Raw genomic sequence first — 26033 nt, 5'->3', positions numbered from 1 at the left:
CCTGCCAAAATTCGCGAACATCGCTAAAACAATACGAAAAGAGCAGCATATGTCTGAAAAAATCGCAATATTATTCCCTGGTCAAGGCTCACAAAGCGTTGGCATGTTATCTGAGCTACTGAGCGAGTCTGAAGTAGTTAAAGCCACCTTTGCTGAAGCATCTGAGGCCCTTGGCTATGACTTAGCAGCACTTGTGCTAAATGGTCCCGAGGAAGAGCTAAATCAAACACACCGTACGCAGCCTGCATTACTGTGTTCATCTGTGGCTATTTTCCGTCATTGGCAACAAACTGCGCCAGAGCAAGAAGTGGTACTGGCCGGTCATAGCCTAGGTGAGTACTCGGCGCTGGTATGTGCCGGTGTAATGAGCTTGGCCGATGGTGTTAAGCTAGTTGAAAAACGTGGTCAATATATGCAGCAAGCCGTGCCAGCGGGTGTTGGTTCAATGGCGGCCATCATTGGTCTAGACGACGATGTTATCGCTAAAGCCTGTGCCGACAGCGCGCAGGGCCAGGTAGTGGCTCCGGTGAACTACAACTCACCGGGTCAAGTGGTGATTGCGGGTAATAAAGAAGCCGTCGATCGCGCTAGCGAAGCCTGTAAAGAAGCCGGTGCTAAGCGTGCATTGCCTCTTGCGGTAAGCGTACCTTCTCACTGCGAGCTAATGAAGCCAGCGGCTGAGCAGCTCAAGGGTGACCTTGATGCATTGGCATTAAACGCGCCTCAATACACGGTGATCAACAACGTTGATGTGGCCGCCGAGCAGGACGTTGAAGCCATCAAAGATGCCTTGGTTCGTCAGCTTTATAGCCCAGTTCGCTGGACTGAAACAGTACAAGCTATTGCTAAAATGGGTGTGACTCAGGCCTTTGAATTTGGTCCGGGTAAGGTTCTAACGGGCCTGGTAAAACGAATTGATAAATCTGTTGCTTGCAGCGCTGTTAATGACAGTGCCAGCGTAGACGCAGCTAAATAAAAGAGAACAAAAATGGCAAATTTATTTTCCCTAGAGGGCAAGGTAGTCCTAGTAACAGGTGCAAGCCGTGGTATTGGTAAAGCGGTTGCCGAGCAATTAGTAGCGCAGGGCGCAAAGGTTGCCGGCACGGCGACCAGCGACGGTGGTGCTGAGAAGATCTCTGCCTACCTTGGTGACAACGGTAAAGGTTACAAGTTGAATGTAACCGATGCCGAATCAATCGAAGCGACTCTGGCGGCGATTAAAGCAGACTTGGGCGACATTGATGTATTGGTAAATAATGCCGGTATCACCCGCGATAATCTGCTAATGCGCATGAAAGATGACGAATGGCAGGATATTATCGACACTAACCTAACGTCCATCTTCCGTCTGTCAAAAGCGGTCTTACGTCCTATGATGAAGAAAAAATCGGGCCGTATCATCAACATAGGTTCGGTTGTGGGCACCATGGGTAACGCCGGTCAAGCCAACTATGCCGCCGCTAAAGCGGGTGTAATTGGTTTTTCTAAGTCGTTGGCCCGTGAAGTGGCGTCACGTGGTATCACAGTAAACGTGGTGGCGCCTGGCTTTATCCAAACCGATATGACCGACGAGCTTACCGAAGAGCAAAAGGCGGCAACACTTGCCAATGTGCCTGCCGGTCGCCTTGGTCAGCCAAATGAAATTGCAGCGGCTGTGTGCTATTTGGCATCTGACGCGGCAGCGTACGTTTCCGGCGAAACTCTGCACGTTAACGGCGCAATGTACATGGTTTAAGGCTCAAGCTGAGCCAAGAAAGGTCGCAAAAACTCGACTAAAAAGATTGAAGTTTTTGTGATCTTGCTTTAAACATACTTGAAATCGCCGTGAAAATGGGCGATAAAAGTGCAACTTTATATTCATAGAGGTTTGACCAGACAAAAAACTCTGGGCAAATCCTTGAATCAGACAAATATGCTGCGTAAACTACGCCGCAATCTGAAAAAATAACGCAGTAGCGTTTAAATAAAGGAAAGAAGAATGAGCGACATCCAAGAACGCGTAAAGAAAATCATCGTTGAGCAACTAGGTGTTAAAGAAGAAGAAGTAAAGTCTGAAGCGTCTTTCGTTGATGATCTAGGTGCGGACTCTCTTGATACTGTTGAGCTAGTAATGGCGCTAGAAGAAGAATTTGACACTGAGATCCCAGACGAAGAAGCTGAGAAGATCACTACAGTTCAAGCTGCTATCGATTACGTTACAGCTCACGCTGAGTAATCCACGCATTTCTTTTAAGGGCAGCATCCGCTGCCCTTAGTCTATCTGAGACCCCCATCTTTTATTCCCTTTTTGGAGGACACCGTGGCTAAACGTCGAGTCGTAGTTACTGGCTTAGGTATGCTTACGCCGCTGGGTAATGATGTAGCGTCAACCTGGCAGGGCTTATTGAATGGACAAAGTGGCATTGGTGCTATTACCCATTTCGATACAACAGATTTCGGGACCAAATTTGCTGGTTTAATCAAAGATTTTGATGCCGAAGCATACATGGCGAAGAAAGATGCCAAGAAAATGGATTTATTTATCCAGTACGGTATCGCTGCAGGTTTACAAGCGCTGGACGATTCTGGCTTGGAAGTCACTGACGCCAACGCCGAACGTATTGGTGTTGCTGTGGGCTCAGGGATCGGTGGCTTGACACTGATCGAAGAAAACCATGAAAAACTTTTAAATGTTGGGCCGCGCAAGTTGTCGCCATTTTATGTGCCGTCAACCATCATCAATATGATCTCAGGCCACCTTTCTATAATGAAGGGCCTGCGTGGACCGAACATTTCTATCGTTACCGCCTGTACAACCGGCCTGCACAACATCGGCCATGCGGCACGCATGATCGCCTACGGTGACGCGGATGCCATGGTTGCCGGTGGTGCAGAGAAGGCTTCTACGCCTATGGGCATGGGTGGCTTTAGCGCGGCACGTGCCTTGTCAACGCGTAACGATGATCCGCAAGCGGCGTCACGCCCTTGGGATAAAGACCGTGACGGTTTTGTACTGTCAGACGGTGCCGGTGTCGTAGTACTTGAAGAGTATGAGCATGCCAAGGCCCGTGGTGCGAAAATTTACGCCGAACTTGTTGGTTTTGGTATGAGTGGTGATGCCTATCACATGACCTCGCCGCCTGAAGACGGCGCCGGTGCAGCACTTGCTATGGCCAATGCCATTAAAGATGCGGGTATCAATGCCGAGCAAGTGGGTTACATTAATGCTCACGGTACCTCAACGCCAGCGGGCGATAAGGCAGAAACCAGTGCGGTTAAGAGCATCTTCGGTGCCGCTGCCGACAAAGTGATGGTGGGCTCGTCTAAGTCTATGATGGGTCACTTACTGGGTGCTGCCGGTTCGGTAGAATCAATCATCACCGTATTGTCACTGCAAGACCAAAAAGTATCGCCAACCATCAACCTGGATAACCCGGACGAAGGCTGTGATCTTGATTACATTGCCCACACCGCGCGTGATGTAAAGCTAGACTATGCGCTTTGTAACTCGTTTGGTTTCGGTGGTACCAACGGCTCGCTGTTATTTAAAAAGATCTAACAGTGAAATCAACTGCCTACCAGCGTAGACCAAGTTGGGACTAAGCTGGTAACATAAGCTCGGTTATGACCGAGCTTTTTTTATGACTAAAACTATTATAAATGGCCAGCCGGGGCATCTGATCGATATTAATGACCGCGGTTTAAACTACGGCGATGGCTTCTTTACCACGGCCAAAGTGGCAGACGCCAAGGTACAATTGTGGCCGCTGCATCGTGCTCGTTTAAGTGAATGTGCCCGGCGCTTGGGTTTTGGGGAATTGGATTTTGATGCCCTTGAGCAGGATGTGGCGCAATTGCTCGGCTTCCATCAAGCTACCTCAGAAGGGCCGGCGGTACTTAAGGTGCTTTATACCCGAGGCAGTGGCGGGCGAGGATATGCACCACCCAGCGATGGACAGCCCACACGCGTGCTCAGCCTGTTGCCGTATCCAGAGGCATATCAGGGATTAGCGCAAAAAGGGCTTAGCCTATCGGTCGCCAAAACACGGTTGGCCCAACAGCCCTTGTTAGCCGGTTTGAAAACCCTCAATCGTCTCGAACAGGTCTTTATAAAGCAAGAAGCGGCACAGCAGAGCAGTGATGACTTGCTGGTGCTGGATACCACAGACAAGGTGATTGAAACCTCCAGTGCCAATTTGCTGATGTATAAGCAAGGGCAGTGGTATACCCCAAGCTTAGATCAGGCCGGGGTGCAGGGGGTTTATTTAACGCATCTAAAACAACGCCTGCCAATAATCAGTTGTCAGCTTAATTTGGCCCAGGTATTGTCGATGGATGCGGTGTTTTGTTGTAATAGCCTGATGGAGCTGGTGCCCATTACCCGCATCGCCCACCATGATTACAATCTCGATGTAGCGCATAGCCTGTTAGTAAAACAAGGGATCAAGGTATGATAAGGGTCATAGCCAGTGTTGTGTTACTGGCGTTAGTACTTACTGCGGCTGGATACTACCAGTTGCGCCAAGCCATGCAGGCGCCCTTCAATATTGGCCACACTCAGTTGGTGGAAATTCCCAGTGGCACTGGGTTTAACCAGTTATGCCGTCAGTGGCAGAGTAAGCAATGGGTCGACGAGTGCTGGCCGCTGCAGGTGCTCGCCAAGCTTGACCCCAGCCTTACCGATTTAAAAGCTGGCGTGTATCAGTTGGTGCCGGGTACCGCATTGGGCGCCTTTAGGCAGATCAGTCAGGGTCTTGAGCATGAGTTTAACTTTACCATTATTGAGGGCGACAACTTACGTCAGGTGCTGGCGCGGTTGGCCCAAGCCGAATACGTAGACACGCCGTTGCAATGGGGCGACAGCTTTATTGAACAGCCTTTGGATGAGCGCTTCGAAGGCAAGTTATTTCCCGATACCTATCATTATCATGCCCATGAGGATGCCGAGCAGATCCTATTGCGGGCCTATAACAAGATGGAATTGCAATTGGCCGAAATCTGGCAGCAGCGTGACGATAACACACCGCTTAAGAGCCCTTATGAGGCCTTGATCTTGGCGTCTATTATTGAAAAGGAAACCGGGGTTGCCGGCGAGCGCCCACTCATTGCATCGGTGTTTGTAAACCGTCTAAACAAGGGGATGCGGTTGCAAACGGATCCTACGGTGATCTACGGTATCGGCCCCGATTTCGATGGCAACATTACCCGCGCCCATTTGCGTCAGACTACACCATACAATACCTATCGTATCGATGGTCTGCCACCGACGCCTATCGCCATGCCCTCGCGCAAAGCCTTGTTGGCGGCGGTGCAGCCGGCTCAGTCGGACTACTATTATTTTGTCGCCAAGGGCGATGGCAGCCATCAATTTTCCAAGCAACTGGCGGATCATAATCGTGCAGTGCGCCAGTATCAGTTAAGAAGAGCAAATGACAGCTAAGTTTATTGTGATCGAGGGCCTGGAGGGCAGTGGTAAGTCCACCGCCATGAAGGTCTGTGCCGAGCTATTAACAACCGCAGCAATTGACTTTATTACCACGAGAGAGCCAGGTGGCACTCCGGTGGCGGAGCAATTACGGGCGGTGGTAAAAGAATGTCAGGATGAGCAGATCAGCACCCAAACCGAATTACTTCTGATGTATGCGGCGCGCTCTCAATTGGTGGAAAATGTGATCCGCCCGGCGCTGGCCCAAGGAACCTGGGTGCTTGGCGATCGCCACGATCTTTCATCTCAGGCCTATCAGGGAGGAGGCAGACAGGTCGATGCCGACGTGATGCGTTTTCTTGGCAATTATGTCCTGGACGGGCTGCGCCCGGATTTAACTCTTTATTTGGATATCGACCCGGCCCTAGGCCTTGAGCGAGCCCGTGGTCGCGGTGAGTTGGACCGCATTGAGCAAGAAGACCTGTCTTTTTTTGTGCGCACGCGAGAGCGCTATTTGGCTTTGGCGCAGGCGGATGACAGTATTCATATTATCGACGCCAGCCAAAGCATGGAGCAAGTGCATCAGGCCTTGGCCGACGTGCTTTTACCCTTTATAGCGGGGCAATAATGTACCCCTGGCTTAGCGCTGTTCAGCAACAATATGCCCAACAACAGCAGCAAGGGCGATTGCACCACGCCCATTTGCTCTATGGCGCCGAGGGCGTGGGTAAAGGCGCATTGGCTGAGCAGTTATGTAAGGCCTTATTGTGTGAGCAGGCCGAGCAGATGCATCCTTGTGGTCAATGCAAGGGCTGCAAGCTAATCGCCGCGGGAACCCATCCTGATTTACTGATGCTCAGTGGTGAGGGCAGCAGCATAGGTGTCGATGCCATCCGTGCTATCAGTGACTTTGTCCAACACAGTGCCCAGCAAGGCGGCGCCAAATGCGTAATTATTCCTAATGCCCAGCGTATGACCGTGGCCGCCAGTAATGCTTTGCTCAAAACCTTGGAAGAACCCAATAACCATTGTTACTTGTGGTTGCTCAGCCCAGGCACCGCCAATTTGTCGGCCACCATTTTAAGCCGTTGTGCCAAACAGCAGATTTCGGTGCAGGACGGTAGCGAACTGGATGCCTGGTTGCATCAGTATGCCACTGATGCCATGGCTCAGCCGTTTGCGGTACACTTTAAGAATCAGCCCTTGTTGTTGCGCCAATGGCAAGAAAACGACGAGCTTGGGCAAATCCAAAGCTTATACCAAGCGCTGTATGAGCAGCAATTAGCGGTTAACGAACAAAAGCTGGTTGATATTTTGACGCAAAACTCACAATATATTGCTATCTTTAGGCTGTTCGTAAGCCAGTTTCTATTACACAGGTCCCAGCAGGGGTTGCCCTTTGCGGCTTTTGAACGCTGTTATAGGCAGTTACAACACTTTAGTGAACAGGTAACGCAGACCCCAGGACTTAATATGACTTTAGCACTGGCACAGCTGTTGCGTGTGTTAAAACAAGAATTAGGATAACAAAGGAGCCGTTGTGCAAGAGCTACTTGTAGAATTAGACGATCTGGATGAATTATATCGTTGTTATATGCCTTATCTAAAAACCGGTGGTTTGTTTGTACGCACAAACATGAGCTATGAAATGGGGCAGTCTTTGGCGTTGCGCGTGAGCTTACCCGACTCCCTCGAAGAAGAGGTGGTGACGGGCAAGGTAGTGTGGGTGACCCCAATCGGCGCGCAAAGCTCAAACCCGCCAGGTATTGGCATCGGTTTTATTGACGACAAAGTGCACCTGCGTGACAAAATCGAAAAGATGCTCGGGACTTTGTTAAACTCCGGCCACCCCACATACACCATGTAAGGCCTTCGGCCTTACATTCACATTGCAGTAACTCATGATTGTAGATTCCCACTGCCACCTAGACAGGTTGGACTTCGATAAACTCGGCGAGGATTTGCCGAGTGTATTAGCTCAGGCTCGCGCCAAGGATGTAGAACACTTTTTATGTGTCAGCGTAACCTTGCAGCAGTTTCCGCAGATGTTGGAAAAAATTGCTGCCTTTGACGATGTTTCCGCCTCTTGCGGGGTGCACCCGTTAGATCAGAAAGACGCTTTAGATATCGAACTGCTGCGCCGTTTGGCGGTGCATGACAAGGTGGTTGCCATTGGTGAAACCGGGCTGGATTACTACTACAGTGGTGACACCAAGCAGGTCCAGCAAGAGAGTTTTGTCGGCCATATTCAGGTGGCCAATGAGCTGAATAAACCGCTGATTATTCATACCCGAGATGCAAAAGCCGACACCATTAATTTGATGCGCGAGCATAATGCCGAACGTTGTGGTGGGGTGCTGCATTGCTTCACCGAAGACCTGGACATGGCGAAACAGGCCATGGATCTGGGTTTTTATATTTCCATCTCAGGTATCGTCACCTTCCGTAATGCCGAACAGTTGCGTGAGGTGGTTAAGCAGGTGCCCCTGGAGCGCTTGCTGATTGAAACCGACTCACCCTATTTGGCACCGGTGCCGCATCGCGGTAAAACCAACCAACCCGCCTATGTACAGGATGTGGCCTACTTTATTGCCGACCTCAAAGGGGTGAGCTATAAAGAGCTGGCGAACGCTACCACGGATAACTTCTATCGTTTATTTAACGGTATTAACAGGCGCTAAGGATTGATGGGGCCAATATTGTGACAGAACTTCCTCTGCTGCTGCTTGGCCCTTTGCTGCGTCGCACCGAGCCCGAGCTTATTCGCCTGCAACTGGCTACCTCTAAGGCGATCAACCCAAGATTAGAGCTTGATGGTGTCGAGCTGTATCAGCGGGTAGATATGTGTCGCCTTGGCGAGTACTTGTACCTTTACAGCCTGACCCTTACGCCAAGCAAAGGCACCTTTGCTACTGACGTTGCCATTGCCTATGAGTTGTTTGATGGTCTCGAGCGTATCGATTTGAGGGGGCTTTGCTACCCCGGTCACGCCAGCCCGACGTTATTAATACCTCAGCAATTACACTCAGTGCTCCATGGTTCTTGTCGCAATCCCCATCATTACAGTGACGATGCCCTGGTGCAGGCAGATGAATTGCTGGCGCGCTCCCTAGCGCAAGAAAATGAGGTACAGCGTCCGCAGTTGTTGTTGCTCTCTGGCGATCAGGTGTATGCCGATGATGTGGCCGGCCCCATGTTACTGGCTATTCATCAGTTGATTGCCAAGCTGGGCATTTACACTGAATCCACGCCCTTGTTAGCCTCTAGCGAGCAGGTGGTCGATGAGCTCTATCGGCGCGCCGAGTTGCTGCCGAAAACGCCTTGGCAAAAACTGTCAAAGTGGCACAGCGGCCATTGGCTGCGCAAAGACGAGCCCCACTTTAGCAGCATTAAAAGTGCCAACCATTTAATCCATTTCGAAGAATTTATTGCGCTGTATTTGTTGAGTTTTAGCGCCGCAAGTTGGCAACTGGTCGACTTTGCCCGGCTAGAGCTCGCCGCCGAGCATCCCCAGCAGGGAGTGTTTAGTGCCGAGCGCGAGCATTTGCGTAAATTTGCCGCCAGCCAAGGGCAGGTGGCGCGGTTGTTGGCGCACACCAGCACCTTAATGATTTTCGACGATCATGACGTCACCGATGATTGGAACCTCACCGCTAATTGGGAGCAGGCGGTGTATACCCATGGCGCCAGCCGCGGCATTATCTGTAATGCCATGTTGGCCTACGCCCTGTTTCAGGGCTGGGGCAATACGGATGCTAACCAGGACTGGCCATTTTTCTCCTTGCTTAATCGCGCGTTTGCAGGGGGGCACTGGCGGCTTAAGACCTTGTATAAACCCCTGCTACAATACGACTACTGGCATTATGAGTTGCCAACCGTGCCCAAGGTGGTGGTGCTTGATACCCGCACTCATAGGTGGCGTAACGAGCAGGACTTTAATGAGCCATCCGGGCTGTTGGACTGGGAGCGACTATTAGAGCTAGAGAGTACCCTGGAAGGCTGCGACAAGGTCTTGCTGGTTTCCCCTGCGCCGGTGTTTGGGGTTAAGTCCATTGAGGCGATACAGGCGCTGTTTACCCTGTGCGGTAAGCCATTGATGGTAGATTGTGAAAACTGGATGGCCCATGAGGGCTCGGCGAAAAAGTTACTGGATATCTTTAGGCGTATGGAAACACCGGAAGAAACCATTATTCTTTCAGGCGATGTGCATTATTCCTTCTGCTTTTCCGTCAAAGCACGCTTTGGCGAGCGTGATAATCGTATCTGGCAACTAACCGCCAGTGGCATTAAAAATGAGTTTCCCCGCAAACTGATTAACGTGTTGGACAAACTCGATTCCATTTTATATTCGCCGCGCAGCCCCTTGAATATGTTTACCAAACGTTGGCAGATGAAGGTCGCTAAGCACGATACCACTACTGGGCCACAAAAACATTTGGTCAGTCAGGCGGCGATCAGTTTGATTGAGCTCGAGCAGGGTGATCTAAGTCGTTATCGGCTGCTGCACAGTGATGGCAGTTGCACCGAGTATGAACTCGATTAATGATACTAAAAAGTCACAAAACCTTTTCACAATAGATTGATATTTAACGTAAAAATTTAGATGGAGAATAAAAAACGCCCAGGACGAATCCGCATTGTCCTGGGCATAGGGGAATGGCTCTTGATGAGCCGTGCGCTAACTAAATAAACTGTTCACATTCATACGGGAGAAGCGAAAGTCTTCTTAATTGTAGTTAACGCGCTGCAAAAAGTGAAATAAATCTGAACGATTAAATTTAATTTAAAAACAGTTAGTTATAATGTTTTGTGAAAAAGTGTAAAAAAAACAGGCTGATTTTTGCTGCTTTTATACCCAAGTTATTCCCAAGTTATTAACCGTCCATCCAAGACCAAATCTCTGGCGAGGGAGTTCTTAATTTTATTCTTTTGCCACTTACCCAAACCGACGCTGGCCCCATTTAAGCGGATGATCACCTCGCCTTGAGCCGCACTTGGCTCGCTGAGGCGCACATCCTTACCATTAAAGTAATCGGCGCCTTGCTCAGCGGATAAGTCAACGACATTTTTATTGGCAAGTTTCCCTAGGCAACTGCCAAACTCGTGCTCTAGGCGCACGCCATTTTTGTGTGTGGTGCCGATCAAAATACCGATGCGGGAGTATTTTACCGCCTCTAATAAATGCTCACTTTCCACACTTGGGAACAACCATACCTCTTTATCGCGGATATGCAGGGCACCGGGTAAGCTCTTAATACCGAACTGCTTTTTAAGGTACTGCATAAACTCTTGCTGCTGCTTTGCTGGCATTGGGGTAAACGGGAAAGCGCCTTTTTTGCATTTCGGCTCGCTGACCGCTCTGGCACCGGTTTTTTTAAACTTGGCAATAAAGAAGCCTTCGCTGTCGAATATCTGTGGCCAGATGTGCAGATAGCCTTCCTTTGTTGCCGCTTTTTCTGCATCGGTAAATAAATCATTCAGCGGCTCTACTTCAATTAAGCCGGCAAACTCGTCGAGCAGGTACTGGCACACGGCCTGGTTTTCTACCGGGGTCAGTGTGCAGGTAGAGTAGACCAGGGTGCCACCCACTTTAAGGGCATGGAAAGCGCTTTTTATCAGCGACTTTTGTACCTCGCTTATATCGATATTCGATTGCAAAGACCAATTTTTTAACGCATCTGCATCCTTCCTTACCGTGCCCTCACCAGAGCAGGGTGCATCCAATAAGATGGCGTCGAACATCTCCGGCATATAATCGCCAAACACGGCGCCATCAAAATGCGTGAGCCCAACATTATGGGCGCCGATGCGTTTAAGCGTCGCACTGAGAGCCTTGAGCCGTGACGATGAATATTCATTGGCAACTAAAAAGCCCTCATTGTTGAGCATGGCCACCAATTGTGAGGTTTTACTGCCTGGGGCCGCAGCCATATCCAGTACCGTATGGGCTTCGCCTAAAGCTTCTTTCAAGGCGGTAGGTGGCAGCATGGAGCTGGCCTCTTGTACATAGATGCAGCCACTTAAGTGCAAATCGGTTCTGCCCAAAGGCAGGGACTCTTCTTCTTGCTCTGGACGGGTTAGCCAATAACCCTCTTCACACCAAGGCACCGGGGTGATATGCCAACGGCGCTGGTTACATATTTGCTCAAACTCCTCGGTCGACATCTTTAACGTATTAACTCGCACCGCTCTTTTAAGCGGGGTTTGGCAGGCGTTGATAAAGTCTTCTAGTTCAAGGTGTTCAGGCAAATAGCTTTTAACATCATCAATAAAAGCTTCGGGGATATAGGTATTGATGTTCATAGATATGGACAATGACGGGCAAATAATCTGGCCATAGTGTATCGCATCACCATAGTGAATGCCGATGTTTTTAAAGTGTCGACATTTTTGTTTCAATTCCACACAAAGCACTAATCTTAGCAGGTATAAATAGAATTTATGTCGACAATATGGGCTGGCTACGGTTGACAATATCCCCAACCTCTCCCATAGTAGGTGCCAAGATTGTCGACAATTTGAGAAAGGCGTGAGCAATCAATCCGTGACTAATGAATCAATAGAACCGCAAAACCAGGTGACAACCGCAGTAGACCAAGTTTTTGTGGAGCTGCGCCGCGCCATCGTTGAGGGAGACGTGGCACAGGGGTCGAAAATTTCCGAGCCCGAATTGGCAAAACGCTATGGTGTATCGCGCGCCACCCTGCGCGATGCCCTGAACCGCTTAGAAGCCTGCAACCTGGTTGAACGCAAAGCCAATGTGGGTTGTCGCGTGGTGGCCTTGACGCCGGAGCGTCTTATCGAGGTGTATCAGGTGCGTGCCGCCCTCGAGGGTTTGGCCTGTCGGCTTGCCGCACAGAACATGACCGACGAGGAAATTGCCAATATTAAAGCCTTGTTAAACAAGCACCTTAATGAGCAACGAGTGAAAGAAGGGGAGTCCTATTATCAAGAGGCCGGCGACCTGGATTTTCACTACCGCATCATTAAGGGCTCGAAAAACGAGCACCTATTTAATTTGCTGTATCACGATTTATATCAGCTTATCCGCATGTACCGAGTGCAAATGGGGATGACGGGCCCTCGAGTTTCCAAGGCATTCGACGAGCATTTGGCTATTATTAACGCCATTGAAAATCGTGATGGCGAACTGGCCGAGATGCTGATGAAGCGACATATCAGCTATTCAATGAATAACATAGAAAACAAATTTAACGCGGCGCAATAACCGCAACCGTTCAAAGAGCAGGAGTTTACAATGTCCGCAGGAAAAAAATTTAGAGACGCATTAACAGCCAATCAGCCATTGCAGATTGTCGGCACTATTAATGCTTACTGTGCCATGATGGCCAAACAACTAGGCCACCAGGCCATTTACCTGTCCGGTGGTGGCGTGGCCAACGCCTCATACGGCCTGCCCGACTTAGGCATGACCTCATTGAACGATGTGATTGCCGATGTACAGCGCATTACCTCGGCCTGTGATCTACCCTTGATGGTGGATATCGATACGGGTTGGGGCGGTGCATTTAACATTGCCAAGACCATCCGCGATATGGAAAAAGCCGGTGCCGCCGCGGTGCACATCGAAGATCAGGTGGCGCAAAAGCGTTGTGGACACCGTCCAAATAAAGAAATCGTTCCCGTCGAGGAAATGGTCGACCGTATTAAAGCGGCGGTGGATGCCCGTACCGACCCAGATTTCTTCATCATGGCCCGTACCGACTCATTTGCCCAAGAAGGCCTGGAAGCCGCTATTGAACGTGCAAAAGCCTATGTGGCCGCCGGTGCCGACGGTATCTTTGCCGAAGCGGTACAAACCGAAGAGCATTACCGCGCCTTTGCCGACGCGTTAGACGTGCCAATTCTGGCCAACATCACCGAGTTCGGTAAAACCGAATTGTGGAACTGCAAAGAGCTAGGCGAGTGGGGCGTGGACATGGTGCTTTACCCATTGTCGGCATTCCGTGCCATGAATAAGGCGGCAGAAAATGTGTACAAATCGATTCTAGCGAACGGCGATCAAAAAGCCGTAATAGACACCATGCAAACTCGTATGGAGCTATACGATTATCTTGGCTATCACGAATACGAACAAAAACTCGATGCCCTTTTTGCCGAAGGCAAGAATAAGTAACCGAGTTTCAACAGGAAAAATTCAGGAGAATTATTATGGTAGATAAAGCATTAGGTGGCGCCGGTCTGCGCGGTCAAGAAGCGGGTCAAACAGCCCTTTGTACGGTAGGTAAAACAGGTTCGGGCCTAACCTATTGTGGTTACGACATCAGTGAACTGGCGGATAAAGTACAGTTCGAAGAAGTGGCCTTTTTACTTTCGCGCGGCGAGCTACCTACCGCGGGTGAGCTGGTTGAATACAAAGCCAAACTTAAATCATTGCGCGGCCTACCGGCGGCACTTAAAACCGTGCTTGAAGCCATTCCAAAAGATGCCCACCCAATGGACGTGATGCGTACCGGCTGTTCTATGCTGGGTAACCTGGAAATGGAAACCGACTTCGACCAGGCCAATGACGCCATCGACCGCATGGTTGCCATCTTCCCAAGCATTATTTGTTACTGGTATCGCTTCAGCCACGATGGCGTGCGCATCGAAGTTGAAACCGATGACGATTCGGTGGGCGCGCACTTCCTGCATCTGTTGCATGACAAAGCCCCGTCGCAGTTGTTTGCCGATGTGATGAATGTGTCTTTGATTCTCTATGCAGAGCACGAGTTTAACGCTTCAACCTTCACCGCCCGTGTATGTGCGTCAACCCTGTCTGACATTCATTCATGTGTAACCGGTGCTATCGGTTCACTGCGTGGTCCATTGCACGGTGGTGCTAACGAAGCAGCGATGGAACTGATTGAGCGTTTCAGCAATGCCGATGAAGCCGAGCAGGAACTGATGGGCATGCTTGAGCGTAAAGAAAAAATCATGGGCTTCGGTCATGCGATTTACCGCGAAAGCGATCCACGTAATGTGATCATCAAAAAATGGTCAGAGCGTTTGGCCCAAGAGGTAGGCGATGATGTGCTTTACCCTGTGTCTGTACGTTGTGAAGAAGTGATGTGGCGCGAGAAGAAGCTATTCTGTAATGCCGATTTCTTCCACGCGTCGGCCTATCACTTTATGGGCATTCCAACCAAGTTGTTTACGCCTATCTTTGTAATGAGTCGCGTAACGGGCTGGACCGCACACGTGAAAGAGCAGCGCGCTAACAACCGTATTATCCGCCCAAGTGCGGGTTATATCGGCCCAGAAGCGCGTCCAGTGCCTGAGCTAAGCGAGCGCTAAACCACGGTTTAGCCACCTTGCCTGTCGGTGCGGCACATTCGTTGGCGCACCACATCCATTCGCAATGTAGAGATGATTATGAATACCCAATACCGTAAGACGCTGCCGGGCTCAGAGCTGGTTTATTACGATACCCGAGCAGCGGTTGATGCAATCGAGCCGGGTGCCTACGATGGCTTACCTTATACCTCAAAAGTGCTTGCCGAGAATCTGGTTCGCCGTTGTAACCCAAAAGATTTAACGCAAAGCCTTGAGCAACTTATTTATCGTAAGCGCGAGCATGATTTCCCTTGGTTTCCAGCGCGCGTAGTTTGTCACGATATTCTTGGTCAAACGGCGCTGGTGGATCTTGCCGGTCTGCGTGATGCCATTGCTGCCAAAGGCGGCGATCCGGCCAAGGTAAACCCCGTGGTACCGACCCAATTGATCGTTGACCACTCGTTGGCGGTCGAAGCGCCGGGCTTTGACCCAGACGCGTTCGAGAAGAACCGTGCCATTGAAGACCGTCGTAACGAAGACAGATTCCACTTTATTAACTGGACCAAAACAGCGTTTAAAAACGTTGATGTGATCCCGCCGGGTAACGGCATCATGCACCAGATCAACCTGGAGAAGATGTCGCCGGTGATCCAGGTACGTGATGGCGTGGCCTTCCCGGATACCCTGGTAGGTACCGACAGTCATACCCCGCATGTTGATGCGCTGGGCGTAATCGCCGTGGGTGTGGGTGGTCTTGAAGCCGAAAGCGTGATGCTGGGTCGTGCCTCTTACATGCGCTTGCCGGATATTATCGGTGTTGAGTTGACGGGTAAGCCGCAGCCGGGCATTACCGCCACCGATATCGTACTGGCGTTAACCGAATTCCTGCGTAAAGAGCGTGTGGTTTCCAGCTATCTTGAGTTCTTTGGTGAGGGTGCCTCGCATCTGACCCTGGGCGACCGCGCCACCATCTCGAATATGACACCGGAATACGGTGCCACGGCGGCCATGTTCTATATCGATGAGCAAACTATCGACTATTTGAAACTGACCGGTCGTGAAGACGAGCAGGTTAAGCTGGTTGAACAGTACGCCAAAGAAACGGGCCTGTGGGCCGATGCCATGACGGGTGCGAAATACGAGCGCGTATTGCGTTTTGATCTGTCATCTGTGGGTCGTAACCTGGCCGGTCCATCAAATCCGCATGCTCGTTTGGCGACGGCGGACTTGCAAGCCCGCGGTATCGCCAAGCATGTTGAGCAAGAAGAAGGCCTGATGCCGGATGGCGCGGTTATTATCGCGGCTATTACCAGTTGTACCAACACCTCTAACCCGCGTAACGTGATTGCCGCAGGTTTATTAGCCCGTAATGCCAATAAGTTTGGCTTGGTGCGCAAGCCCTGGGTGAAAACCTCACTGGCACCGGGTTCAAAAGCGGTGAAACTCTATTTAGAAGAAGCGAATCTGCTGCCTGAACTGGAAGCCCTGGGCTTTGGCGTGGTGGGTTTTGCCTGTACTTCGTGTAACGGCATGAGCGGCGCCCTGGATCCGAAAATTCAGCAAGAGGTGATCGATCGCGACCTGTATGCGACTGCGGTACTCTCTGGTAACCGTAACTTTGACGGCCGTATCCACCCCTATGCGAAACAAGCCTTCCTGGCCTCACCGCCATTGGTGGTGGCGTATGCCATTGCCGGTACCATACGTTTTGATATCGAGAAGGATGCCTTAGGCTATGATAAGCAAGGTCAGCCTATTACCCTGAAGGATCTATGGCCAAGCGACGAAGAAATCGATGCGGTTATTGCCAAGAGCGTGAAGCCAGAGCACTTCCGTCAGGTGTACGAACCCATGTTCGATTTAGACGTGGATTACGGTGAAAAGAACAATCCACTGTATGACTGGCGCGAAATGAGTACCTATATTCGTCGTCCACCTTATTGGGAAGGGGCACTGGCGGCACCGCGCACCATGAAAGACATGCGCCCACTGGCGGTGCTAGGTGACAACATCACCACCGACCACCTGTCGCCGTCGAATGCGATTCTGGCCAGCAGTGCGGCGGGTGAATACCTGGCGAAAATGGGTCTGCCTGAAGAAGACTTTAACTCGTACGCCACGCACCGTGGTGACCACCTAACGGCGCAACGTGCAACCTTCGCAAACCCTAAGCTGTTTAACGAAATGGTACGCGATGAAAACGGTGAGGTGAAGCAAGGTTCACTGGCGCGTATTGAGCCAGAAGGCCAGGTTACCCGCATGTGGGAAGCGATTGAGACCTATATGGAGCGTAAGCAGCCGTTATGTATCGTTGCCGGTGCCGACTATGGTCAGGGCTCAAGCCGTGACTGGGCAGCCAAAGGCGTTCGCTTAGCGGGTGTGGAAGTGATCATCGCCGAAGGTTTCGAGCGTATTCACCGTACCAACCTGATTGGTATGGGTGTGTTACCTCTGGAGTTTAAAGCGGGTGAAAACCGCAAGACCTTCAACCTCGATGGCAGCGAAACCTATACGGTGTTAGGCGAGCCAGCACCGGGTGCCGACATGCAAGTGCAGATCACCCGAGCCAATGGTGAGCAGCTGACCATTACCACTAAATGTCGCCTTGATACCCAAGAGGAATTGTCTATCTACAGTGCAGGCGGTGTATTACAGCGCTTTGCGCAGGACTTCCTTGAAGGCTCAGTATAAATTGCAAAAGGTGGGCTCCCATTAGTGATGGGATCTCACCTTTTTTTTGAGGTTAATAATGACACAACAGCTAAAAATACCGGCAACCTATATGCGCGGTGGCACCAGTAAAGGGGTGTTCTTTGCGCTGCAAGATTTGCCAGCACAAGCGCAGCAGCCGGGCGCCTATCGCGATGCCTTGCTTTTGCGGGTCATCGGCAGCCCGGATCCCTACGGCAAACATACCGATGGCATGGGTGGGGCGACATCCAGTACCAGTAAAACGGTGATCTTATCTAAAAGCGATAAAGCGGATCATGACGTTGACTACCTGTTTGGCCAGGTCGCCATCGACAAGCCCTTTATTGATTGGAGCGGCAACTGTGGCAACCTAACCGCTGCGGTGGGTGCCTTTGCCATTAATAACGGCTTGGTGGATGCATCACGCATTTGCGAAAACGGTATCACCGAAGTGCGGATCTGGCAGGCCAATATTCATAAAACCATCATCGCCCACGTACCCATGCGTGACGGTTTGGTGCAAGAGCTTGGTGACTTTGAACTCGATGGCGTGACCTTTCCGGCCGCTGAGGTCAAAGTCGACTTTTTATCGCCTGTCGGTGATGGTGCGGTCCTGCCAACGGGTAATCTGGTTGATACTCTAGTCGTGCCGGGCGAGGGCGAGCTACAAGCGACCTTTATCAATGCCGGTATCCCCACGATTTTCGTGAATGCCAGTGAACTGGGTTACACCGGGGCCGAGTTGCAGGACGATATCAATAATGATGAGCAGGCGCTTGCGCGCTTTGAACGAATTCGTGCTTATGGCGCTGTGCAAATGGGCTTGATCGGTGATATTGAAGAAGCGAAAACCCGCCAGCATACACCTAAAATTGCTATGGTAGCGCCGGCGAGCAATTATGTGGCATCCAGTGGCAAGGCCATTGATAAAGCGGACATAGACGTGCAAATTCGTGCCTTGTCTATGGGTAAGCTGCACCATGCCATGATGGGCACGGCCGCCGTTGCCATCGCCACCGCTGCGGCTATCGAGGGTACCTTGGTGAATCTTGCCGCCGGAGGTGTGGCACGTCAGTCACTGACCTTTGGCCATCCTTCGGGCACATTGCAAGTGGGGGCCTCGGTGAATATGAATGCGGGGCAGGTTGAAGTGCATAGCGTCAGCATGAGCCGCAGTGCCCGCCGTTTAATGGAAGGCTGGGTGCGGGTGCCAGAGCCGCAACTAGACGAGTAGACATAAAAAAAGCCGCTATAAAGCGGCTTTTTTTATTAAAGCAGAAGGTGAATTACACAACACCGCGCGGTAGGCGACAGTCGTGGTCTTTCTCTGCAAGCTCTTTAATCCAAAATTCTTCAGCAGTGAAACCGTCTTTGTTTTCACTTACTACGGTGAAGGCAGCTTTCTTTTCGGTAGGTTTTGCCGCAGGAGCTGCTTTTTTGGTTGTTGTTTTTTTGCTTGCTTTGGCAGGTGCCTTTTCTTCTGCTTTAGCGACTGTTTCAGTTTTACCAGAAGTAAGTTCTTCAGTGAGAGCAGCTACGTCAGCAAGGCGCATGTTTTTGCCGCCATCAATGCTGTACCAGCCAGGCTTGGTGGTGATTTCTGGCTTTTTGCCATTCGCCGCTTCATAAGCAGCTTCAAAAGCAGCTAACACTTCTGTTTTGTCTAGTTTACTCATCAAAAGATCCTAGTCGTTAACGCAGGTTAATTTTATTACAAGTTTATATTTATACCCATTTGTCCCAAGATTTTCAATTTTTTGTGGCGAAATTGCTAATTTCCTTTATTTTTTCTCCCAATGACGGGAAAATTTAGGCCTAAATTAGGTGCATGAGGTGATTATGAAACGCAATGAGCTACTCGCTATTTTGAATGCCAAGCTGGCGCCGGAGCAAATCAAAGACTTTTGTCCTAATGGCTTGCAGGTGGAAGGCACCGAGCAGATCAAAAAAATCGTCACCGGGGTAACAGCCAGTCAGGCCCTGGTTGATAAGGCGGTGGAACTGCAAGCAGATGCACTTTTGGTGCACCATGGATACTTTTGGAAGGGCGAGTCACAAACCATCAGCGGCATGAAAAAGCGCCGCATAAAAGCGCTGTTGGCGGCGGATATTAACCTGTTCGCTTACCACTTACCTTTGGATGTGCATCCGGAGTTAGGCAACAACGCTCAGCTCGCTAAGTTACTGGGCATCGAGATCCAGGGCGGCATGGAGCCCGGAGCGGCCAGCGTGCCGGTATGGGGCAAGCTCACAAAGCCGGTCCGCGGCGATGAATTTGCCAAGCGTATTGAAACCGTGCTTGGGCGCACGCCGCTCAGCTCAGTGGTGCGCTCAGATGTGATTGAAACCATCGGCTTGTGTACCGGCGGTGGTCAAGGGTACATCGACCTGGCGGCGGCGCAAGGTTTGGACGCCTATCTGACCGGTGAGGCATCGGAGCAAACCATACATAGCTCTACCGAGCAGGGCATCGATTTCTTTGCCGCCGGCCACCACGCCACCGAGCGCTATGGTGCTAAGGCGCTGGGGGAATTTTTAGCGGATGAATTCGGCCTGGATGTAACCTTTATCGACATCGACAACCCGGTATAAAGATTATACCAATTCACTTAAATAGCTAATCACCCTAGCGGGCTAAATATCGTGCTAACTGTGTTGAAATTTTTCTATGTACGCCTACACGGATGTAGGCGGTAGAGCGGCGCAGGAGCCAAAGCCGAGAATAACTACATAAGAAAAATTCCGCCTTGTTATCACATCATTTATCCAGCGCTATATCTGATCACATACTTAACAGAATTGGTATTAAAAGGAGCCAGAGGCTCCTTTTTTACTGTTGTTGCACTGGCTTATTTGCGGCTGTTATTTTGCTTACAGGTATTGAGGAAGTGACGATAAACCGGGTTATCCTTCATTTCTTTTTTCATCGCCAAATACATGGGGCGGTTCAATCCCAGGGCGCCTAAAGGAATTGACTTGATCAAGCCCTGGGCTTCATAGGGTGTCACCAACCAATCCGGCAGGGCGGCCACACCCATGCCTGCACTGACCAATTGGAAAATCAACAAGCCCTGATCAACGGTTTTTAAGGTGCCGTCAAAACGGGCATTTTGAATGAAGTGTTTGAATATATCCTGACGTTCTCGCGGGATAGGGTAGGAGATGATGGTCTCGTCTTTTAAATCCAAGGCGGTCACATAGGCCTTATTGGCCAAGGGGTGGTCCGGTGCCACGATCAGCTTGAGTTTAAAATCGAACAGGTGGGCGAACTCCAGACGATCCGGCTCACGAATGTCCGAGGTGAGGACCAGATCTAAATCCCCATCAAGCAACTCGGGAATGGCGTCATAGCTAAAGCCGCGCTCATAATCCACATGGATATCGGGCCAGAAATTATTGAATTCTTTAATGGTCGGCAGCAACCAGTGAAAACAGGCGTGGCATTCCACACTCAGGCGTAATTGCGAAATGGGCTGATTTAAACTCTCTTTGAGACGGCACTTGGTGGCTTCAACCTTAGGTAGGATATCTTGTGCGAGCTCCAGCAGCAGCATGCCCTGAGGCGTAAAGCGCACCGGGTGGGTTTTACGCTCAAACAGTTGGCAATCCAGTTTGTTTTCTAAGTCTTTGATTTGATGAGATAAGGCAGACTGAGTTAAGAACAATTCACGTGCGGTATTCACTAAAGAGCCGGTTTCTTTCAAGGTGGCTATGGTTTTTAGGTGTTTAATTTCAATCATCTTTAGTAAATCTCATAAAAGCCAATCGTTAATCTCATGATTATTGCGACCAAACCGCTTTCTATAAATGTATAAAAGTCTAGATGGCTAAAAAATTATCACTTTTATACGTGCTTGGCTATTAAAAGATAAAATTCATTGTAAAAAATGTCTATTTTATCTTTTTTGATATTTGGTCATCGATGAGTTAACGCATTGAGATGAATTTAATTCACTAATAATGTGAATAAGCTTCGTTTGTATCCCCTGGATCCGAGGAGTAATGTTTAGCCATCTAAACAGCTAAACGGATATTTACATCATGGCACTTATACATAACTTAGGTTTTCCCCGTATCGGCAAACGTCGTGAACTAAAATTTGCTATCGAGGCCTATTGGGCTGGTACCATAAATCAGGAAGAATTACGTCGGCGTGGCGCGCAAATTCGCCAAGACAACTGGGCAATGCAAAGCGAGGCGGGCATCAAGCTTTTGCCGGTAGGCGATTTTGCCTGGTATGATCAGGTGTTATCTACCTCCATGCTGGTGGGGGCCATTCCAGCGCGCCACCAAAGCAGTGATAGCAATGCCTTGGATACCTTGTTCCGTATCGGCCGTGGTCGTGCACCAACGGGCTGCGCCTGCGCCGCCAGTGAGATGACCAAATGGTTTAATACCAACTACCACTATATTGTGCCTGAGCTAAGTGCCGAGCAGCAGTTTGCCCTGAGCTTTAACGAACTTTTTGAGCAAGTAGAAGAAGCGCAAAATTTAGGGCATAAGGTCAAGCCCGTGCTGGTTGGCCCGGTGACCTATTTGTACCTGGCTAAATGTGCCGGGGACGAGTTCGACAAGCTGACCTTGTTAGAGCGTCTATTGCCTGTGTATCAACAGGTGCTAGCCAAGTTGGCGACACAAGGGGTGGAGTGGGTGCAAATCGATGAGCCAATTTTGGCCCTGGAGCTGGATGCGAACTACCGCAGTGCCTTGACTCAAAGTTTTGCGGCACTGGCAAACCAGGGCGTGAAACTGCTGCTGGCCACTTATTTTGATGAGGTGAGCAGTTACCTGGAAGACATCAGCGAGTATGCCATTGATGGCGCCCATTTCGACCTGGTGGCCACACCACAAAATATCGAAGCGCTGGACGCGGCGCTTGGCGAGCAGCGGGTGTTGTCTCTTGGGGTGATCAACGGCCGTAATATCTGGCGTGCCGATCTCAGTGCCATCTATGAGCGAGTGAAAGAGGTTGCTGATCGTCGTGGCGATTCGCTGTGGCTGGCGCCTTCTTGCTCTTTATTACATACCCCGGTGGATTTGGAGCAAGAGCAACTGCTCGATGGCGAATTGAAAAGCTGGCTGGCCTTTGCCAAGCAAAAAGGCGAAGAGCTTAATTTGCTGAAAGTCGCCTTGGAGCGCAACAACACTCAGGATATTGATGCCTACAGTGCGCCGGTTAAAAACCGTCGCTCCTCAAGCCGCGTCAACAACACCTTGGTACAGCAGCGAGTGGCAAACTTAAGTGCCGAGCACGGCCAACGTCGCAGTGAGTTTGCGGTGCGTGCCGAGGCGCAAAAAGCGGCCTTAAAACTGCCGCTGTTGCCAACCACCACCATAGGCTCCTTCCCGCAGACATCGGACATTCGCAAGGCCCGTCGCGATTTTAAGGCTGGGGAGCTCAGTGCCCACGCCTATGAGCAGCAGATGCAGGAGCAAATTCAATATGCGGTGCGCGAGCAAGAAGCATTGGATATCGATGTATTGGTGCATGGTGAGGCGGAGCGTAACGACATGGTCGAGTATTTCGGTGAATTGCTCGATGGTTTTGCCTTCAGCCAGTTTGGCTGGGTGCAAAGCTATGGTACCCGTTGTGTGAAGCCGCCTTTGATCTGGGGCGATGTGTCTCGTGCTGCCCCCATGACCTTGCAATGGACCCAGTATGCCCAGTCGCTCACCGACAAGCATATGAAGGGCATGCTCACGGGTCCTGTGACCATTTTGTTCTGGTCCTTTGTGCGCGATGATCTGGATAAGCCGACCATTGCCAAGCAAATCGCTCTGGCGCTGCGCGACGAGGTGGTGGATCTGCAGGATGCGGGCATTAAGGTGATTCAAATAGATGAGCCGGCGTTTCGCGAGGGTATGCCACTTAAAGCCAGCCAATGGCAGAGCTACCTCGATTGGGCGGCCTATGCGTTCCGTGTGTCGGCCAGTGGTGTAGATGACAGCACGCAAATTCATACCCATATGTGTTACAGCGAGTTTAACGATATTATTGGCGCTATCGCCGCCATGGATGCGGATGTGATCACCATAGAAACATCGCGCTCTAACATGGAATTGCTCGATGCCTTTGAGCATTTTGATTACCCCAATGATATTGGCCCTGGCGTGTATGATATCCACACCCCGAATGTACCCGAGGTCACGTGGATCAAGGAGTTGATCCACAAGGCGGCGGCGAAAGTACCGGTTGAGCGTCTGTGGGTGAACCCGGACTGTGGACTGAAAACGCGAGCCTGGCCGGAAACCCGTGAGGCCTTGCAAAACATGGTCAGTGCGACCAAGGAACTGCGCCAGGAATTAAGTGCTTAGTAAAAAGAGCCACACAAGAGCGGACGTTTATCATGTCCGCTCTTTTTAAACCCTCTGTCACCCTTTACTTTCACTGCCTTCCCCCCTAAGATCACACAAAATTTCTAGTGGATAAGCGCAATGACACATACCCCGCAACGTATTACCCTTACTCGTCCTGATGATTGGCACATTCACCTTCGTGATGGCGAGCAACTAAAAGACACGGTAAGAGACGCCAGCCGCTATATGGGCCGCGCCATTATTATGCCTAACCTGGTACCACCGGCGACCTGTACCGATACGGCGCTAGCTTATCGTGATCGCATTATGGCTGCGGGGCCACAGGCGCATTTTGAACCCCTCATGGTGCTATACCTAACGGATAACACCACGGCTGATGAAATTCGCAAGGCCAAGGCGACGGGCAAAATCGTTGCGGCTAAGCTGTATCCAGCCGGTGCGACCACCAATTCGGACTCGGGTGTGACCGACATCGAAAACATCTACCCTGTGCTTGAAGCCATGCAGGAAGTGGGTATGTTGCTGTTGGTTCACGGGGAGGTGACCGACTCCAGCATCGATATTTTCGACCGCGAAAAGGTCTTTATCGACACTAAATTGAAGAAAGTGGTGAAGGATTTCCCCGAACTAAAAGTGGTATTAGAGCACATCACCACCAAGGATGCCGTTGACTTTGTGAGCTCGGCGTCGGCCAATGTAGCGGCGACCATTACCGCGCATCACCTGCTTTACAACCGCAACCATATGCTTGCCGGTGGCATTCGTCCGCATTATTACTGTTTGCCTATCCTAAAACGCAACACCCATCAGGAAGCCCTGATCGCGGCGGCAACCAGTGGTAACAGCAAGTTCTTCTTAGGCACCGACTCGGCGCCACACCTTAAAGATAAAAAAGAAGCGGCCTGTGGTTGTGCCGGTGCATACACGGCCCATGCGTCATTAGAGCTTTACGCCGAGGCCTTTGAACAGGCCGGTGCCCTGGATAAGCTTGAAGCCTTTGCCAGCCACTTTGGCCCGGATTTCTATGGCATGGCCCGTAATACCGACACCGTGACCCTGGTACGTGAGCCTTGGCAAGTGCCACAAAGCTACCCGCTTGGTGAAGATAAGGTGATACCTATATGTGCCGGTGAAATGCTGAACTGGCAGGTTAAGGACTAACTCCTTACCCTAATCCAAAAAAAGCCCGATGATTTATCGGGTTTTTTAATGCCCGAAAGGCCTGAACGCCCAAGTGAGCGACTGACAGTTGATCTGCGTCAAGCAAGTCGCAGAGCGCAGGTGGGGGCGGACAATTGTCCTTATGATATAGAGTGGCTTTGACTAAGCTCTGGCGCTAAAATTAAGCACAGTCAGTGCTTCTCGCGCTATAACAAACAGGTGAAATAACCATGCACTTACCGACAGTGGACTATCAATCGCCGAACGCGCCAGCCGAATTTGTCGAATCGCTTCGCAATACCGGTTTTGGGGTGTTAACCAATCACCCGATCCCGCAATCGCTGGTGGAGTCAATTTATCAAGATTGGCAGGCTTTTTTTAACTCAGAGCAAAAGCATGAGTTTCTTTTTGATAAACAAACTCAGGACGGTTATTTCCCCCCTGAGGTCAGTGAAGTGGCCAAGGGCTTTAAGGTCAAAGACATTAAAGAGTATTACCATGTCTATCCTAAGGGTCGTGTGCCGGAGCAACTAGAAGCGAAAATTCGCGAGTATTATCGTTTGGCCAATGAGTTTGCCAGCGAATTGCTAAGCTGGGTGCAAGAGCATGCGCCAGCGGATGTACAGGCGAAGTTTTCTATTGACCTAAAAGACATGATCAAAGACTCGGAGCAAACTCTGCTACGCATTTTGCACTATCCGCCGATGACGGGTGATGAAGAGCCGGGCGCTATTCGTGCCGCCGCCCATGGCGATATCAACCTGCTAACAGTTCTGCCGGCGGCAAACGAGCCCGGTTTGCAGGTGCAAACCAAAGAGGGCGGCTGGTTGGATGTTCCCAGCGATTTCGGTAACCTGATCATCAATATCGGCGATATGCTGCAAGAAGCATCCGGTGGTTATTTCCCATCGACTATTCACAGGGTGATCAACCCAAGCGGTAAGGCCTCGACCAAGTCGCGTATCTCGTTACCCCTGTTTTTGCACCCACGCCCAGATGTGGTGCTGTCTGAGCGTTACACCGCCGACAGCTATTTGCAGGAGCGTTTGCGCGAACTAGGCGTAAAATAACGCCCATAGAACAACCATAAAAAAAGCCCGTTAAAAACGGGCTTTTTTTTTTTTGAACTTGAATGCTTAGCTTATCAGCAGAGCGCATTAAGGAGCAGGAGGTTTACCGTCTG

At 50.5% G+C, this 26033-nt stretch carries 23 protein-coding genes; 20 read left to right on the top strand and 3 right to left on the bottom strand.

What is annotated here, in order from left to right:
• Positions 1-49 precede the first annotated feature (49 nt).
• The 11 genes from fabD (at position 50) to C2M29_RS15920 (ending at position 9947) form a co-directional block, all read left to right on the top strand.
• Positions 50-976, top strand: a complete 927-nt coding sequence (fabD, locus tag C2M29_RS15970) for an ACP S-malonyltransferase (protein ID WP_105190736.1) — start codon at positions 50-52, stop codon at positions 974-976.
• A gap of 12 nt (positions 977-988) precedes the next feature.
• Positions 989-1735, top strand: coding sequence for a 3-oxoacyl-ACP reductase FabG (fabG, locus tag C2M29_RS15965; protein ID WP_105190735.1), 747 nt, complete (start codon positions 989-991; stop codon positions 1733-1735).
• Between the two features lie 243 nt (positions 1736-1978).
• Positions 1979-2215, top strand: coding sequence for an acyl carrier protein (gene acpP, locus C2M29_RS15960; protein WP_010374019.1), 237 nt, complete (start codon positions 1979-1981; stop codon positions 2213-2215).
• 84 nt (positions 2216-2299) lie between these two features.
• The gene (gene fabF, locus C2M29_RS15955; RefSeq protein ID WP_105190734.1) at positions 2300-3538 is read left to right on the top strand and encodes a beta-ketoacyl-ACP synthase II; all 1239 of its coding nucleotides are present in this window, start codon (positions 2300-2302) and stop codon (positions 3536-3538) included.
• An 82-nt stretch (positions 3539-3620) separates the two neighbouring features.
• The gene (gene pabC, locus C2M29_RS15950; protein ID WP_105190733.1) at positions 3621-4433 is read left to right on the top strand and encodes an aminodeoxychorismate lyase; all 813 of its coding nucleotides are present in this window, start codon (positions 3621-3623) and stop codon (positions 4431-4433) included.
• Positions 4430-5419: an endolytic transglycosylase MltG gene (gene mltG / locus C2M29_RS15945; protein WP_105190732.1), complete on the top strand. Its 990-nt coding sequence runs from the start codon at positions 4430-4432 to the stop codon at positions 5417-5419. Before pabC ends, mltG begins: the two co-directional genes overlap by 4 nt.
• Positions 5409-6032 carry a dTMP kinase gene (gene tmk, locus C2M29_RS15940; RefSeq protein WP_105190731.1) on the top strand — a complete coding sequence of 208 codons (624 nt, stop codon included), beginning with the start codon at positions 5409-5411 and terminating at the stop codon, positions 6030-6032. Before mltG ends, tmk begins: the two co-directional genes overlap by 11 nt.
• Positions 6032-6931 carry a DNA polymerase III subunit delta' gene (holB, locus tag C2M29_RS15935; RefSeq protein WP_105190730.1) on the top strand — a complete coding sequence of 300 codons (900 nt, stop codon included), beginning with the start codon at positions 6032-6034 and terminating at the stop codon, positions 6929-6931. The genes tmk and holB overlap by 1 nt, the downstream gene beginning before the upstream one ends.
• Before the next feature lie 13 nt (positions 6932-6944).
• Positions 6945-7271 (top strand): PilZ domain-containing protein, encoded by a 327-nt coding sequence (locus tag C2M29_RS15930; protein ID WP_105190729.1) that lies wholly within the window; start codon positions 6945-6947, stop codon positions 7269-7271.
• A gap of 34 nt (positions 7272-7305) precedes the next feature.
• Positions 7306-8085 carry a TatD family hydrolase gene (locus C2M29_RS15925; protein ID WP_105190728.1) on the top strand — a complete coding sequence of 260 codons (780 nt, stop codon included), beginning with the start codon at positions 7306-7308 and terminating at the stop codon, positions 8083-8085.
• Between the two features lie 20 nt (positions 8086-8105).
• A complete protein-coding gene (locus tag C2M29_RS15920; protein ID WP_233998459.1) occupies positions 8106-9947 on the top strand; it encodes an alkaline phosphatase D family protein in 1842 nt (613 codons plus the stop codon).
• A 317-nt stretch (positions 9948-10264) separates the two neighbouring features.
• On the opposite strand, the gene rsmF is transcribed toward C2M29_RS15920, so the two are convergent.
• Positions 10265-11707: a 16S rRNA (cytosine(1407)-C(5))-methyltransferase RsmF gene (rsmF, locus tag C2M29_RS15915; RefSeq protein WP_105190726.1), complete on the bottom strand. Its 1443-nt coding sequence runs from the start codon at positions 11705-11707 to the stop codon at positions 10265-10267.
• Between the two features lie 241 nt (positions 11708-11948).
• On the opposite strand from rsmF, the gene C2M29_RS15910 reads away from it, so the two are divergent.
• The 5 genes from C2M29_RS15910 (at position 11949) to prpF (ending at position 18605) form a co-directional block, all read left to right on the top strand.
• Positions 11949-12632 carry a GntR family transcriptional regulator gene (locus tag C2M29_RS15910; protein ID WP_233998458.1) on the top strand — a complete coding sequence of 228 codons (684 nt, stop codon included), beginning with the start codon at positions 11949-11951 and terminating at the stop codon, positions 12630-12632.
• A gap of 30 nt (positions 12633-12662) precedes the next feature.
• The gene (gene prpB / locus C2M29_RS15905; protein ID WP_105190725.1) at positions 12663-13541 is read left to right on the top strand and encodes a methylisocitrate lyase; all 879 of its coding nucleotides are present in this window, start codon (positions 12663-12665) and stop codon (positions 13539-13541) included.
• Between the two features lie 35 nt (positions 13542-13576).
• Entirely contained in the window at positions 13577-14701 is a 1125-nt protein-coding gene (prpC, locus tag C2M29_RS15900) for a bifunctional 2-methylcitrate synthase/citrate synthase (RefSeq protein WP_105190724.1), read from the top strand.
• A 78-nt stretch (positions 14702-14779) separates the two neighbouring features.
• Entirely contained in the window at positions 14780-17371 is a 2592-nt protein-coding gene (gene acnD, locus C2M29_RS15895) for a Fe/S-dependent 2-methylisocitrate dehydratase AcnD (protein WP_105190723.1), read from the top strand.
• A 58-nt stretch (positions 17372-17429) separates the two neighbouring features.
• Entirely contained in the window at positions 17430-18605 is a 1176-nt protein-coding gene (gene prpF / locus C2M29_RS15890) for a 2-methylaconitate cis-trans isomerase PrpF (protein WP_105190722.1), read from the top strand.
• 52 nt (positions 18606-18657) lie between these two features.
• On the opposite strand, the gene C2M29_RS15885 is transcribed toward prpF, so the two are convergent.
• Positions 18658-19047, bottom strand: a complete 390-nt coding sequence (locus C2M29_RS15885) for a hypothetical protein (protein WP_105190721.1) — start codon at positions 19045-19047, stop codon at positions 18658-18660.
• 163 nt (positions 19048-19210) lie between these two features.
• On the opposite strand from C2M29_RS15885, the gene C2M29_RS15880 reads away from it, so the two are divergent.
• Positions 19211-19963 (top strand): Nif3-like dinuclear metal center hexameric protein, encoded by a 753-nt coding sequence (locus tag C2M29_RS15880; protein WP_105190720.1) that lies wholly within the window; start codon positions 19211-19213, stop codon positions 19961-19963.
• 257 nt (positions 19964-20220) lie between these two features.
• On the opposite strand, the gene C2M29_RS15875 is transcribed toward C2M29_RS15880, so the two are convergent.
• Positions 20221-21111: a LysR substrate-binding domain-containing protein gene (locus C2M29_RS15875; RefSeq protein ID WP_105190719.1), complete on the bottom strand. Its 891-nt coding sequence runs from the start codon at positions 21109-21111 to the stop codon at positions 20221-20223.
• Between the two features lie 301 nt (positions 21112-21412).
• On the opposite strand from C2M29_RS15875, the gene metE reads away from it, so the two are divergent.
• From metE to C2M29_RS15860, 3 genes are all read left to right on the top strand, one after another.
• Positions 21413-23686: a 5-methyltetrahydropteroyltriglutamate--homocysteine S-methyltransferase gene (gene metE, locus C2M29_RS15870; protein WP_105190718.1), complete on the top strand. Its 2274-nt coding sequence runs from the start codon at positions 21413-21415 to the stop codon at positions 23684-23686.
• Positions 23687-23806: 120 nt separating this feature from the next.
• Positions 23807-24850, top strand: a complete 1044-nt coding sequence (gene pyrC / locus C2M29_RS15865; protein ID WP_105190717.1) for a dihydroorotase — start codon at positions 23807-23809, stop codon at positions 24848-24850.
• Positions 24851-25080: 230 nt separating this feature from the next.
• Positions 25081-25920, top strand: a complete 840-nt coding sequence (locus C2M29_RS15860; RefSeq protein ID WP_105190716.1) for an isopenicillin N synthase family dioxygenase — start codon at positions 25081-25083, stop codon at positions 25918-25920.
• Positions 25921-26033 lie beyond the last annotated feature (113 nt).

Origin of the sequence: Pseudoalteromonas sp. T1lg48, from assembly GCF_002964785.1 — a bacterium.
Classification (GTDB): Bacteria; Pseudomonadota; Gammaproteobacteria; order Enterobacterales; family Alteromonadaceae; genus Pseudoalteromonas.
This window is presented reverse-complemented; position numbering and strand designations above follow the sequence as displayed.